General features: G+C 65.9%; 14 protein-coding genes. 2 read left to right on the top strand and 12 right to left on the bottom strand.

Annotated elements, in window-relative coordinates; translation table 11 throughout:
• Positions 1–5: 5 nt before the first annotated feature.
• From RUU78_RS16555 to RUU78_RS16530, 6 genes are all read right to left on the bottom strand, one after another.
• Positions 6–545 (bottom strand): hypoxanthine-guanine phosphoribosyltransferase, encoded by a 540-nt coding sequence (locus RUU78_RS16555; RefSeq protein ID WP_313918549.1) that lies wholly within the window; start codon positions 543–545, stop codon positions 6–8.
• Between the two features lie 8 nt (positions 546–553).
• Positions 554–1,561: a beta-N-acetylhexosaminidase gene (gene nagZ, locus RUU78_RS16550; RefSeq protein ID WP_313918547.1), complete on the bottom strand. Its 1,008-nt coding sequence runs from the start codon at positions 1,559–1,561 to the stop codon at positions 554–556.
• Positions 1,562–2,074 carry a CYTH domain-containing protein gene (locus RUU78_RS16545; RefSeq protein ID WP_313918544.1) on the bottom strand — a complete coding sequence of 171 codons (513 nt, stop codon included), beginning with the start codon at positions 2,072–2,074 and terminating at the stop codon, positions 1,562–1,564.
• 16 nt (positions 2,075–2,090) lie between these two features.
• Positions 2,091–3,395, bottom strand: a complete 1,305-nt coding sequence (gene rlmD, locus RUU78_RS16540) for a 23S rRNA (uracil(1939)-C(5))-methyltransferase RlmD (protein WP_313918543.1) — start codon at positions 3,393–3,395, stop codon at positions 2,091–2,093.
• A 67-nt stretch (positions 3,396–3,462) separates the two neighbouring features.
• Positions 3,463–4,041 (bottom strand): YdbL family protein, encoded by a 579-nt coding sequence (locus RUU78_RS16535; protein ID WP_313918540.1) that lies wholly within the window; start codon positions 4,039–4,041, stop codon positions 3,463–3,465.
• Positions 4,042–4,056: 15 nt separating this feature from the next.
• On the bottom strand, positions 4,057–5,853 hold the full coding sequence (locus RUU78_RS16530; RefSeq protein WP_313918538.1) for a hypothetical protein: 1,797 nt from the start codon (positions 5,851–5,853) through the stop codon (positions 4,057–4,059).
• Here RUU78_RS16530 and RUU78_RS16525 point away from each other — a divergent pair.
• Positions 5,839–6,138, top strand: coding sequence for a hypothetical protein (locus tag RUU78_RS16525; RefSeq protein WP_313918536.1), 300 nt, complete (start codon positions 5,839–5,841; stop codon positions 6,136–6,138). The two genes, RUU78_RS16530 and RUU78_RS16525, sit on opposite strands and share 15 nt — an antisense overlap.
• Positions 6,126–6,854 carry a response regulator gene (locus RUU78_RS16520; RefSeq protein ID WP_313918535.1) on the top strand — a complete coding sequence of 243 codons (729 nt, stop codon included), beginning with the start codon at positions 6,126–6,128 and terminating at the stop codon, positions 6,852–6,854. The genes RUU78_RS16525 and RUU78_RS16520 overlap by 13 nt, the downstream gene beginning before the upstream one ends.
• Here the strand turns inward: RUU78_RS16520 and recO are convergent.
• From recO to lepA, 6 genes are all read right to left on the bottom strand, one after another.
• Positions 6,851–7,570: a DNA repair protein RecO gene (recO, locus tag RUU78_RS16515; RefSeq protein WP_313918533.1), complete on the bottom strand. Its 720-nt coding sequence runs from the start codon at positions 7,568–7,570 to the stop codon at positions 6,851–6,853. The genes RUU78_RS16520 and recO overlap by 4 nt on opposite strands.
• Before the next feature lie 59 nt (positions 7,571–7,629).
• Complete coding sequence (gene era / locus RUU78_RS16510; protein WP_313918531.1) at positions 7,630–8,544, bottom strand: GTPase Era; 915 nt, start codon at positions 8,542–8,544, stop codon at positions 7,630–7,632.
• On the bottom strand, positions 8,534–9,202 hold the full coding sequence (rnc, locus tag RUU78_RS16505) for a ribonuclease III (RefSeq protein WP_313918530.1): 669 nt from the start codon (positions 9,200–9,202) through the stop codon (positions 8,534–8,536). Before rnc ends, era begins: the two co-directional genes overlap by 11 nt.
• 114 nt (positions 9,203–9,316) lie before the next feature.
• The gene (locus RUU78_RS16500; protein ID WP_313918529.1) at positions 9,317–9,706 is read right to left on the bottom strand and encodes a DUF4845 domain-containing protein; all 390 of its coding nucleotides are present in this window, start codon (positions 9,704–9,706) and stop codon (positions 9,317–9,319) included.
• 14 nt (positions 9,707–9,720) lie between these two features.
• Positions 9,721–10,524 carry a signal peptidase I gene (lepB, locus tag RUU78_RS16495; RefSeq protein WP_313918528.1) on the bottom strand — a complete coding sequence of 268 codons (804 nt, stop codon included), beginning with the start codon at positions 10,522–10,524 and terminating at the stop codon, positions 9,721–9,723.
• A gap of 65 nt (positions 10,525–10,589) precedes the next feature.
• Positions 10,590–12,380: a translation elongation factor 4 gene (lepA, locus tag RUU78_RS16490; protein ID WP_313918527.1), complete on the bottom strand. Its 1,791-nt coding sequence runs from the start codon at positions 12,378–12,380 to the stop codon at positions 10,590–10,592.
• Positions 12,381–12,720: the final 340 nt, after the last annotated feature.

Genomic DNA, 12,720 nt, shown 5'->3' with positions numbered 1-12,720 from the left:
TTCCCTCAGATCGCGTAGATGGCGGGCAGGTTGCGGCCCTGTTCGTAGAAATCCATGCCGTGGCCGAACACGTAGCGGTCCGGCACTTCGACGCCGCAGTAGTCGGCATCGACGCCGGGCACGCAGCGGCCGTGGCGCTTGGCGCAGAGCACGGCGACGATGACGCGGCGCGCGCCGCGGTCGAGGCAGAAATCGCGAATGGCCTTGAGCGTCTTGCCTTCGTCGAGGATATCGTCGGCCAGCACGACCGTGCGCCCGGCCAGCACTGCCGCGGGCTGGCGCAGCCAGTGCAGTTCCGAGCCGCTGGTAGCGCCGCGATAGCGCGTGGCGTGGATGTAGTCGAATTCCATGTCGCTCTTCATGGCCAGCGCAAGCTTGGCCGCGAACAGCATGCCGCCGTGCATGACGGTCGCAAACACGACGTGTTCGCCGGCGATGGCGGCATCGATCTCGGCGCCCATCTTCACGATGGCGGCATCGAGCACGGGCAGATCGTGAATCAGGTCGGCTTTGGCCAACGCGTCGGACAGGCTGGGTCGGGTCATGGTTTCACTCAGGCGGTGACATCGAGCGCGGCGAGGCGCTCGATGAAGCGGGTGCGTTGCGGATTGTCGACCAGCGACTGCCAAGTCGACGCAATCATGCCGCGCAGGGTGGCGATACGTTCGGGCGCGCAGGGCGCGCGGCCGCGCACCGCGGCAATGGATTCGGCGACCAGGGTCGGGCTGCAGACCAGGACCAGATCGCAGCCGGCGGACAGGTGCGCGTCGATGCGCGCGGCCACGCCGCCGGCGGATTCCGCCGCGGCCATGCCGATGTCATCGGAAAACACCACGCCGCGGAAACCCATGTCGGCACGCAGGATGTCTTCGATCCACACGCGTGAATAGCCCGCGGGCACCGCGTCGACGGCCGGATAGGTCACATGCGCGAGCATCACCGCTTCGGCGCCAGCGTCGATGCCGTCGGCGAAGGCGGCCAGGTCGGTCTCGCGCAGTTCGTCCAGCGTGCGCGTGTCGGTGGCCGCATCGAAATGCGTGTCTTCGAGCACCGAGCCATGGCCCGGGAAATGTTTCAGCGTCGCGGCCATGCCACCCAGGTGCATGCCGCGCAGGTAGGCCTGGCCCAGTTCCGACACCACGCGCACGTCGTCATGGAAGGCGCGCTCCCCGATCGCACGGTTGCCGCGCTTGAGGTCGACGACCGGTGCGAAACTGATGTCGATGTCGAGGGCGCGCATCTCGCTCGCCATGACCCAGGCATGTTCTTCGGCCAGGGCCACCGCGTGTGCCGGATCGATGTCGTAGATCTCGCCGAGCCGGGCCAGCGCCGGCAGGCGTGTGAAGCCTTCGCGGAAGCGTTGCACCGGTCCGCCTTCCTGATCGACGCAGAGCAGGAATTCATCGCTGCGCAGCACGCGGATGTCGTCGATGAGCGCGGTCACCTGCTCGCGCGACGCGAAGTTGCGGCTGAACAGGATGACGCCGCTGACTTCCGGCGCGCTGATCCAGTCGCGCTCGGCGGCGGCGAGTTCCTTGCCTGCGATTCCGATTACCAGCATTCAGTCGAGTCCTTCCCGCTCGGCCGCGGTCCAGGCCGAGTACGGATGTGCGATGAGATTGAGATTGTAGTAGCGCGGCAGGCCGCTGACTTCCTGTCCGAGCCAGTCGGGCCGTTCATACGCTTCGTCGATCGAATCCAGTTCCAGCTCGGCCACGACGAGGCCGTCGTTGGCACCGAAGAACTCGTCAATCTCGAACTCGTGGTTTGCGTGCGCGACGTAATGGCGGATCTTCTCGACGACGCCGTCGCACAGGCGCGCGAGCATCGCTTCGGCATCCGCGAGCGGCACTTCGTATTCGTATTCCTGGCGTGCGAGGCCGAGGTTCGAGGACTTGATGTTGAGCCAGGCCTGATCGCCGCCGATGCGCACGCGCACCGAGCTGCGCGCCGCGCCGCTGGTGACCGCGGCAGCGCTGACCAGATAGCCCTGCACCAGGCGCTGCGAGCGCGATACCTGGGAACGCCAGGCGTCCGAGGCGAGCAGGAACTTGCGTTCGATTTCGATACCCATGCAGTGGCTTCCGTCTTCAGCGTTCGAACAGCGCGATCGATTCCACGTGCGCCGTGTGCGGGAACATGTCCATCACGCCGGCGGCCCTGAGCTTGAAGCCATGCTTTTCCACGAGGATTCCCGCGTCGCGCGCGAGCGATGCCGGATGGCAGGACACGTAGACGATGCGATCGCAGCCTTTCTTCGGCAGATAGTCGAACACGGCCTGGGCGCCGGAGCGCGGCGGGTCGAGCAGGATACGGTCGAAGCGCTGCCGCGCCCAGGGCGTGTCGCGCTGGTCGTCGAGCAGGTTCGCGACGTGGTATTCGACGTTGGCTATGCCATTGCGCGCCGCGTTTTCCTTGGCGCGCTGGACCAGTCCGTGCTCGCCTTCGACGCCGACGACATGCGCACAGCGCCGCGCCAGAGGAAAGGTGAAATTGCCAAGGCCACAGAACAGGTCGAGCACGCGGTCTTCGGGCTTGGGATCGAGCAGATCGAGCGCATGCGCGATCATGGCTTCGTTCATCGCCGAATTGACCTGGATGAAATCGAGCGGACGGAATTCGAGTTCGACGTCGGCCGCGGCGATGCGGAACGCGAGGCGCGGGTTTTCCGGCCACAGCGGATGCACGCTGTCGTTGCCGCCGGGCTGCAGGTAGATCGCCAGCGCATGCTGCTGGCCGAACGCGACCAGCGCGGCACGGTCGCTGTCGGACAGTGGCTGCAGGTGACGGAAGATCAGCGCGGTGGTGTCGTCGCCTGCGGCGATTTCGATCTGCGCGATCTCACGCACGGCCTGCAGGCTGCCGACCAGTGCTGCGAGCGCCTCGATGCGTTCGCCGACGGCCGGCGTGAGCACTTCGCAGCGCGTGAGGTCGGCGACGTAGCGGCCGTTGTCCTCACGGAAGCCGACCAGCGCCTTGCCCTTCTTGTCGACGTATTTGACCGAGAGACGGCCCTTGCGCCGGTAGCCCCAGACCGCCGAGGTCAGCGGCGCGAGCCAGCGCTTCGGCTCGACATGCCCGATACGCTCGAAGTTTTCAGCGAGCACGCGCTGCTTGGCGGCGATCTGCGCGGCCGGCGCCAGATGCTGCAGTGCGCAGCCGCCACAGACGCCGAAATGCGGACAGCGCGGGTCAACGCGATCCGGCGATGCCTGCAGCACGCTCTCGACCTGGGCGTCGTCGTAGTGGCGGTGGCGCTGCACGATGCGCGCGATCACCTTCTCGCCGCTCAGGGCGCCGCGCACGAAGACGGCCTTGCCCTCGTGGCGGGCGACGCCGCGGCCGTCATGGGACAGGTTGGTGACATCCAGTTCGAGCGTGATCGGTGCTTTCATGACGACAACGCCCGGGATGCGGACATCCCGGGCGCCTGAAACTCCAATGATGATGGGCTGGCGGGCGTCAGCGTTGCTTCCAGGCGCCCGAGGCGTCCTGATAATACCAGCCGGCGCGGGCCTGCTGGACCCACTGCGCGGCGAAGGTGCTCTGGATCTGCGCTTCCCATTCGGGATGGCCGTTGGCGCGGGCGATTTCGCTGTAGACCGCCTTGCGATCGCGATTTTCCTCGGCCACGGCCTGGTTGAGCCCGCTGCGTTCGGCCAGCGGCACGGCAGCCGCATCGCGCACCGCGACGAGGCCGTCGCGGGTCAGGCCGATACTGCCGGCGGCCAGGGCCTTGGTCAGCACACTGTCGAAGCGCTGCTTCATGCGCGCCTGGATATCACGCACGGCCGGCGTCTGGATGTTGAGATCGGGTTCTGCCGCCTGCGCGGACCCGATGAAGAAATCGAGCAGCCCTGCCTGCGGCGGACGCGGCGGCGGTTTGATCTCGGCGTCCTTCGCCGCCTCGCCGATCACGGTGCCTATGAACTGCTCGGCGGCTTTTTCCGCGGCGGCGGCGGGGAAATACACGTTGATCGTGACGCAGGCCGACAACAGCACCAGCGACAGGCTCAACAGCATGGTACGGAGATGGCGCATGAGGTACTCCTGGTATCAGTTGATGACGGGTTTGGTGCCGCTGGCGGCCGCCTTGAGACGTTCGACGAGCACGGACCAGTCCACTTCGGACTGATGACCGACGATCTGGATGCGCGGCAGACCCCGCCCTTCGACCAGAGTGTAGCGGGCGCCGTCCGCATCCAGCCCACGCATGTGGCAGACCGCGTTCTGCAGTCGGCAGCCCAGACCCAGCCGGGCGTAGCCGAAGGTGTCGAAGAGCTTGAGCACGCTGGCCTGAATGCCGGCCGCGATTCCACCGCCACCGACCGAGGAAATGGTGTTCACGGCCCGCTGGCTGATGCGGCCTCCGTCGAGCGCCTGCAGTTGCGCATCGAACGCGACGGGCTGCCAGTCGACCAGGCGCAGGGCACGCACGTAGCCGGACAGACGGCCGGTGATACCGCCAATGTCGAATGTGCCGGTCAGCAGGCTCAGGTCGAGCTGCTCGAAGGCGATGTCGGCCGACAATGAGGGCAGCACGCCGAACGGACGTTCCAGCGCAAGGCCAGTCACGTTCAGTGTGCCGTCGAAAACGTTGAGCATGAGGCCGCCGGTCAGTTCGAGGCGTTGGTCCGCATAGCGAAGTTCCGGCACCGCACCGCCGAGCTTGCCGCCGAAACGCGGCCATCCCAGCGCCTGGCTCAGCGCCGCCAGGTCGACGCCGCGCAGGGCGAGGCCGGCCTGCAGGCGTTCACCGCTGGCCGCAGTCGGATGCAGGTCGAGCCGTTCCAGATCGAGACTGCCGCCGAGCAGCGGAATCTGCGTGCGCTGCGACAAGGTCAGCGCGCCGTCGTGGCTGTGCCACTGCGTGCGCGCGGCGCCGAGCGGCAGCGAATGGACCGTGGCCGATTGCCAGGCCAGCTGGCCCGGCGGCGCGGTGCCGGTGCGGCGCCATTCGAGTTCGCCGGCCAGGCCTTTGATGCCGATTCCGCGTTTGGCTTCGTCGAGATCGACGCCGTCGAGCCGCGCCGCGGCGCTGGCAATTCCGCCGGCGTCGAACTGGGCACGCGCGGTCACGCGGCCGCGGCTGGCCAGTTCGCTCCACCCGGCCAGCGCGAGCAGGCTGCCGAGATAGCGCTGCTGCGCCTGCGGCAGCACGGCCACGAGCGAATCGACGTGCAATTCCCGCAGCGGCAGGTCGTCGGCGGGCGCAACCAGCGCCGAAGCCTTGAGTTCGAGCACGCCCGGATCGTCGTAGACCACATCGCTGAAGCGGTAGGCGTCGCGCTCCGGCGAAAGCTGGAAGTCCAGGCGCGTGCCGTGGTCGGCGAAAGCCACGTGCAGACCACCCTGCAGCAGCTCACCGCCGCCGATCTGGCCGCGATGGTGCAGGCGCCAGGGTGTCGTGGCGGTGACATCGAGCTTACCGGCCAGACTCAGGTGCGCCGCAGCGCTGCGGCCGTCCTGGGTGTCGAAACCGAGATCGCGCAGGCTGTAGTCGAGCTGCAGCGGGGCCGTAGCCGATGGCGGCAATTCCGCATCGACCGCGAGTTGGCCTTCGATGCGGCTCAATGCAGGCCAGGATGCACGCAGCAGGTCACTGAGCCAGTCCAGCGGCAGCTGACGCAGCTGCAGCTGCCAGCGCGCCCCGGCATCGTCACCCTGCTGGCTGAGGGTCAGGCGCGCCGGCGCGCGGTTGAGCTGAAGGTTCAGGCGTCCATGTTCCAGCGTGGCGATGAAACCCGCCTCGACGGGCTTGGCCGCCGCCGCGACACGCAACCGCGCCTGGCCGGCGCAGCGCCAGCTGTCCGCCTCGGGTTCCAGCGGACAGTGCGCATGCAGTTCGGACAATTGCAGATCGAACTCGGGCCACAGCAGTTGGGCCGCTCGGAGCTGCAGGTCATGGCCGCCTTCGGCGCCAGAACCAATATCAACTTCTATATTTTTTACACTAATGCCATAAGCCTGCAGCGAATCCGCCGCGGCATGCAGACCAGCCGCGCGCCCCTGGGCGCAGAAAACAATAGCGAGCACAATGCAGGTGGCAAGAAGACGATAGGACATGCGCGGCGACCGGAAAGAGGTGCCGATTGTGGCCAGCGCGGGCTGAACGGGGAAGAGGCATGGAGCTGTTGATCGCCGACGACAACACGCTGAGCCTGCGCTTTCTCGCCGACGCAGCGGCTCTGCTCGGCCATCGCTGCGATATCGCCGGCGACGGCCTGACCGCGCTGGCGCTGGCACGCTCGCGACGCTACGACCTGTTGCTGCTCGACGTTCGCATGCCGGGACTGGACGGCCCGATGGTGCTGCAGCGCCTGCGCGCCGACGAATCGGCCGCCTCGCGCTCGAGCGCGGCACTGGCGACCACGGCCGCAAACCTGGCGGAACACGAACGTCCGCTGCGTGCGCAGGGATTCGCCGCGGTGCTGGCCAAGCCGGTCGACCTGGCCGGCCTGCAGCGCGCATTGCAGGCGGCCGCGGGAAACCCTGGCATGGTCGCCGAGCCCGTGGCCGCGTATGCGGAACTGCCGCTGCTGGACGACACCGCGGCCTGTCGCAGTCTCGGCAGCAGCGAGAGTGTGAGGGCACTTCGCCAGTTGTTTCTGGGCGAACTCGACAGCCTGCCGCAGGAACTGGATATCTGTCTCGCGCTGCAGGACGTCGCCGGACTGCGCGAACGCCTGCATCGTCTCTGCGCGTCGGCCGGGTTCTGCGGCGCGGCGCAGCTGGAACATGCCTGTCGGCGCCTGCGCAGCCGGCTCGCCGATGCGGACACCTTACGCGCAGACGATCTGGCCGAACTACGCGCAGCTGCCGAGGCGACGCGACAGCGTCTCATCGGCAGCTAGCCTGTCGTACCCGCAGAACCGCCGGCCAGCACATTCCAGGAGCGCAGGCTGCCGCCGCCGAGCTGGTGCACGATCAAGGCGCGCATCAGGCGGCGCAGGCTGGTGAGATCCTCGGCATCGGGCATGCGGTCGTCGGCCAGCGCCAGCAGCGCACTGCCGCGCAGGCGCAGCACGTTGGGCTGCAACGCATACGGCACGGCACCGTGTTCGGGAATGTAGATGTACTCGCGCTCCGGATCGATCGCTTCACCGCTGTCGGCCTCGCTGTCGCAGACCAGGCCATAGCCGGTCTCGGCCAGCAGGTCGCGCTCGAAGCGACGCAGTTGCCAGGCCCGCGCCGGCGAGGTCGCGAGACGAGCCAGCGTGCTCTCGTAGGCATCGAACAGATCCGGCAGCGCGTCATGGCGAGGCAGTAGACGCATGGCCAGTTCGTTGACGTAGATCGCGCAGACGAGCGCCTCGCCGACGAACCGCGGCGGCTGACCGCGCGCGTCGAGCCCGGTCAGCGTGACCAGCTCCCCCTGCCCGCTCCAGCCAAGGCTCAGCGGCACGAGCGGCTGCAGCAGCGCGCGCGGCTGGCGTGGCTTCTCTTTCCGCACGCCTCGCGCGACGAGGCCGATACGGCCGTGCTCTCGGCTCCAGGCTTCGAGCAGCAGGCTGGTTTCGCGATAAGGCCGCGCATGCAATATCCAGCCGGCCTGTTCCTCGATGCGCATGATCAGAACCTGGATTCACGCAACCGGATGCCGCGGTAACGCCTGGCAGCCCTCGCCGCTCAGCCCTCGTAGCCGAAGCGCTTGACCGCCGCTTCGTCATCGGACCAGTTTTCACGCACGCGAACCCAGAGCTTCAGGAACACGCGCCGGTCGAACAGCCTTTCCATCGCCAGGCGCGCGGCCGTGCCGACTTCCTTCAGGCGCGAACCCGAGGCGCCAATGACGATCGCTTTCTGGCTCGTCCGCTCGACCCAGATGACGGCGCCGATTTCGGTCATGCCATCCTCGCGTTCGCCGAATTGTTCGATCTCCACCGTGCAGGAATACGGCAGCTCCTGTCCGAGCTGTCGCATCAACTGTTCGCGCACGAGCTCGGCGGCCAGGAAGCGCTCGCTGCGATCGGTTACCTCGTCTTCGCCATAGACCGGCGGCGCTTCCGGCAGGCGCGAGACGATTTCGCTTTCCAGTACCTTCAGTCCGTCGGCACGACGCGCCGAAACGAGCAGCACGGCCGCATAGCTGCGCTCGCCCGTGACTTGCGCAATGAACGGCAACAGCAGTTCGCGATTCTTGATCGTATCGACCTTGTTGATCGCCAGCAGCACGGGCTTGCCCGCCGCCTGGAGCGCACGCCAGACACGCTCGTCCTCATCGTTCCAGCGCCCCGCCTCGATGACGTGCACGAGCACGTCGACCTCGTCGATGGCGCCTCGCGCGGCACGGTTGAGCTGGCGATTGATGGCGCGCTTGGCATCGGAATGCATGCCCGGCGTGTCGACGAACAGGATCTGCGCGTCGGGCCGCGTGGCGATGCCCAGGATGCGATGCCGCGTGGTCTGCGGCTTGGGGCTGACGATGCTGACGCGGAAACCGACCAGCGCGTTCTGCAGCGTGGATTTGCCCACGTTCGGCCGCCCCAGCAAGGCGACCAGGCCGCAGCGGTGGGCCGCCGCGGTGGGATTCTCAACGTTCATTCGCGATTTGTTCCTTGATCAGTTCCAGCGCCGAACTCGCGGCAAGTTGCTCGGCGGCGCGCCGGCTCGAGCCCCGGCCCGGCACCCGCAGCGCCGGCCGTTCCACGATACAGGCCACGTCGAACACTTTGGCATGGTCGTCACCGCTGCTGGTCACGAGTTCGTAGACCGGCAACGACAATCCGCGCGCCTGCAGCAGTTCCTGCAAGCGCGTCTTGGCATCTTTTTCGGGCGCGCGCAGCTGCGCGGCACGCTCGGCGAACAGCTGCCGCACGCAGGTGCGGCACGCCTCCCAGCCGGCGTCGAGGTAGACCGCCGCGACCAGCGCTTCGAACGCGTCGGCGAGGATCGATTCGCGCCGATGCCCGCCGCTCTTGAGCTCGCCCTGCCCAAGGCGCAGCAGATCGCCGAGCGCGAGCGCGCGAGCGACTTCCGCCAGCGCTGCACCGCTGACGAGTTGCGCGCGCATGCGCGTCAGATCGCCCTCATCGGCACGCGCATGCAGCTCGAACAGCAACTCGGCCACGAGCATGCCGACCAGCGAATCGCCGAGAAACTCGAGGCGCTCGTTGTTGGGTTTACCCGCGCTGCGGTGCGTCAGCGCCTGCTGGTACAGCGCGGGATCGCGGAATTCATGCGGAAAACGGAGCTTGGTCAAGCGTTTCAACGAGCCCGGACGGAACAGCGGAAAAAGACGGCCGGCTCTGTCCGCGAGAACGTCCCGACAGTCGCTTGCAAGACGATGTCCGCCAACCCGCCGGAGCCGTCGCGCTTAGTCGACTGCCGCACCGGTGCCAGAGAGATTGACCGTCTTGTCGAAACTGACAAGCAGGTCCACGTTGTAGATGAAGTCGATGCGCTTGTCGTAGAAGATCCGCAGGCTGGCCGCGCCGCTCTGCTTTTTCAGTTGAATGTTCTGCGGTGGGATCACGGAATCGTCTACGTACTGGATGTCGAACTTGACGTTGAGCATCTGACGGATTTCGCTGATGTCCTTGCTACCGATGCCGGGCTCCGTCTGCAGCTGGTTCATGGACTTCACGACACCCATGTATTCAGAGTACACCGGCACCAGTTTCATCGCGGCATAGGCGAAGAAGCCGACGATGCACATCACGAAGATGAAACCGACAAACGTGATACCGCGCTGCGACTGCTTCATGGCCAAGCCCTCTGTTATTTGATCAAGGTGCCGAGACGACCGAACTCGATGATGCCGTTTTCCCACCCACGCCAGCTCATCCAGATCACGAAGGCCTTGCCGACGAGATTTTCCTCGGGCACGAAGCCCCAGACGCGGCTGTCCGAACTGCGATCCCGATTATCCCCCATGACGAAATAATGCCCGGCGGGAACGTGTACCGTAAAGTCCGGCCCAACCTGGCCGCCCGGCACCGTGATGATCTGGTGCTGGACCGTATCCAGTTGTTCGACAAAGGATTCGGCACTGCCGCGCGCGAGCTCGCGCGACTCCGCGTCGGTGCCCGCGTACGCGCCGCGGTTTTCCTGCGGCATTTCTTTACCGTTGATGTAAAGCTTCTTGTTGCGATAGGTGACGTCGTCGCCCGGCTTGCCGATGACACGCTTGATGTAATCCTGGGTCGGGTCCTTCGGGAAACGGAACACGACCACGTCGCCGCGCTCGGGCTCGCCGACCTCGATGATCTTCTTGTCCAAAACCGGCAGGCGGATGCCATAGGCGAACTTGTTGACTAGGATGAAGTCGCCGACCAGCAAGGTGGGCATCATCGAACCCGACGGAATACGGAACGGCTCCGCCAGGAACGAGCGGAACAGCAGCACGATCAGGATGACAGGAAAGAAGGAGCGCGAGTACTCGACCAGAACAGGTTCGCGCGGCGCTTCGCCCGGTGGCATCTCGGCCGCACGGTGCTTTGCAAAAAACCAATGGTCTATGGCCCAGATCACGCCGGTCAGGAAGGTCAGCCCTACCAGGATGGCGGCAAAGTCAAAGTGCATTCGCGTTCCTCAGCCTCGATGGTACGACGTACGGTTCAAGCGCGCGCCCGACGGCACGGGCAGCATTATTTGTCCATCTGCAGCACGGCAAGGAAGGCTTCCTGCGGGATATCCACGCTGCCGACCTGCTTCATGCGCTTCTTGCCTTCTTTCTGCTTTTCCAGGAGCTTGCGCTTGCGCGATACGTCGCCGCCGTAGCACTTCGCGAGCACGTTCTTGCGCAGGGCCTTGACGGTCGAACGCGCGATGACCTGCGAACCGACCGCCGCCTGGATAGCGACGTCGAACTGCTGCCGCGGGATCAGTTCCTTCATCTTCTCGGTCAACTCGCGGCCTTTGCGGTCGGCGGCGGCGCGATGCACGATGAGGCTGAGGGCATCGACGCGATCGCCGTTGATCAGTACGTCAAGGCGCACGAACGGGCCGGCGCGGAATTCATGGAAGTGATAGTCCATCGACGCATAGCCGCGCGACACCGACTTGAGCTTGTCGAAGAAATCGAGCACCACTTCGGCCAGCGGCAGCTCGTAGCTGATGCGCACCTGGGTCGAAACGTAGTTGATGCTGCGCTGGATGCCGCGCTTTTCCTCGCACAGGCCAATCACATTGCCGATGTAGTCCGGCGGTGTGAGGATGTCGGCGATGATGATGGGCTCGCGTACTTCCTCGATGTACTGAGGCGGCGGCAGCTTGGCGGGATTGTCCAGCGCGAGCGTGCTGCCATCGGTCTGCAGCACTTCGTAGACTACGGTCGGCGCCGTCGAAATCAGATCGAGGTCGTATTCACGTTCCAGCCGCTCCTGGATGATGTCCATGTGCAGCAGGCCGAGGAAGCCGCAGCGGAAACCGAAGCCCATGGCCTCGGAGCTTTCCGGTTCGAAATTCAGCGCCGCATCATTGAGCTTGAGCTTGTCCAGCGCTTCGCGCAGCGCCGGGAAATCGTCGGCCGCGGTCGGGAACAGGCCAGCGAACACGCGCGACTGCATCTTCTGGAAACCCGGCAGCGGCGATGGCGCGGGGTCGGCGTTCAAGGTCAGCGTGTCGCCGACGGGCGCGCCGTGCACGTCCTTGATCGAGGCGTTGATCCAGCCCACCTCGCCCGCGTTGAGACGATCCTTGACCTTGCGCTTGGGCGTGAATACGCCGACCTGGTCGACTTCGTGCCAGCGACCGGTGGACATGACCAGGATCTTGTCCTTGGGCTTGATCTGTCCCTGCATGACGCGCACCAGCGACACTACGCCGAGGTAGTTGTCGAACCAGGAATCGATGATCAGCGCCTGCAGCTTGTCGGTATCGCGCGGCTTCGGCGGCGGGATGCGCGCGATGATGGCCTCGAGTACGGCTTCGATGTTCTGGCCGGTCTTGGCACTGATCGGAATCGCGTCTTCGGCATCGATACCGATCACCGCTTCGATCTCGCTCTTGGCGCGCTCGATGTCCGCCGTCGGCAAGTCGATCTTGTTCAGTACCGGAATGACTTCCAGTCCCTGTTCGATGGCGGTGTAGCAATTGGCGACGGACTGCGCTTCCACGCCTTGCGCCGCATCGACGACGAGCAGTGCGCCTTCGCAGGCGGCCAGTGAGCGGCTCACCTCATAGCTGAAATCGACATGGCCGGGCGTGTCGATGAAATTTAGCTGGTAGACCTTACCGTCGCGCGCCGTGTACGGCAGTGAAACCGACTGAGCCTTGATGGTGATGCCGCGCTCGCGCTCGATCGGGTTGGAATCCAGTACCTGGGCTTCCATCTCGCGGGCTTCGAGCCCGCCGCAGAGTTGGATGATGCGATCGGCCAGGGTGGATTTGCCGTGGTCGACGTGGGCAATGATCGAAAAATTTCGGATATGGTCCATCGGGGGGCCGCAGAACGGGAGCCTTCGGCACGGATGGCACGATGGCAAAGCGGCGATTATCGCACGAAGCAGCGACCGGCGCAGGACCGTGCCGGCACAGACCTGCGGTTTCCGTGATCGACGACGGGGCGCACCCCCTGGGCCGCCCGGGCGCCCAGCAGGGGGCCGAACAAAACAAACCCGCGGCATAGGCCCCCCTGCGGGGCCCCACACCGGGCGCGGGGGTGGGGTTTGGCCACAGTTTGGGGCGGGTGGGCGCCCCCCACCACCAGGGCCGGGAGCGGGGGGCGGGGCCGTGGATAAGGGTGATGAAAAAGGGAATGGTTGCCCACCCGGTTGG

The organism is Tahibacter sp. (assembly GCF_032229445.1).
GTDB lineage: Bacteria > Pseudomonadota > Gammaproteobacteria > Xanthomonadales > Rhodanobacteraceae > Tahibacter.
The sequence above is the reverse complement of the archived record's forward strand: the minus strand, read 5'-3'. Positions and strand labels throughout refer to the sequence as shown.

Coding starts and splice junctions, on each gene's coding strand:
- RUU78_RS16555 (WP_313918549.1), bottom strand. CDS start 545: ATGACCCGACCCAGCCTGTCCGACGCGTTGGCCAAAGCCGACCTGATT.
- RUU78_RS16520 (WP_313918535.1), top strand. CDS start 6,126: ATGGAGCTGTTGATCGCCGACGACAACACGCTGAGCCTGCGCTTTCTC.
- lepA (WP_313918527.1), bottom strand. CDS start 12,380: ATGGACCATATCCGAAATTTTTCGATCATTGCCCACGTCGACCACGGC.
- RUU78_RS16545 (WP_313918544.1), bottom strand. CDS start 2,074: ATGGGTATCGAAATCGAACGCAAGTTCCTGCTCGCCTCGGACGCCTGG.
- rlmD (WP_313918543.1), bottom strand. CDS start 3,395: ATGAAAGCACCGATCACGCTCGAACTGGATGTCACCAACCTGTCCCAT.
- era (WP_313918531.1), bottom strand. CDS start 8,544: ATGAACGTTGAGAATCCCACCGCGGCGGCCCACCGCTGCGGCCTGGTC.
- nagZ (WP_313918547.1), bottom strand. CDS start 1,561: ATGCTGGTAATCGGAATCGCAGGCAAGGAACTCGCCGCCGCCGAGCGC.
- RUU78_RS16535 (WP_313918540.1), bottom strand. CDS start 4,041: ATGCGCCATCTCCGTACCATGCTGTTGAGCCTGTCGCTGGTGCTGTTG.
- RUU78_RS16525 (WP_313918536.1), top strand. CDS start 5,839: ATGCAGTTCGGACAATTGCAGATCGAACTCGGGCCACAGCAGTTGGGC.
- recO (WP_313918533.1), bottom strand. CDS start 7,570: ATGCGCATCGAGGAACAGGCCGGCTGGATATTGCATGCGCGGCCTTAT.
- RUU78_RS16500 (WP_313918529.1), bottom strand. CDS start 9,706: ATGAAGCAGTCGCAGCGCGGTATCACGTTTGTCGGTTTCATCTTCGTG.
- lepB (WP_313918528.1), bottom strand. CDS start 10,524: ATGCACTTTGACTTTGCCGCCATCCTGGTAGGGCTGACCTTCCTGACC.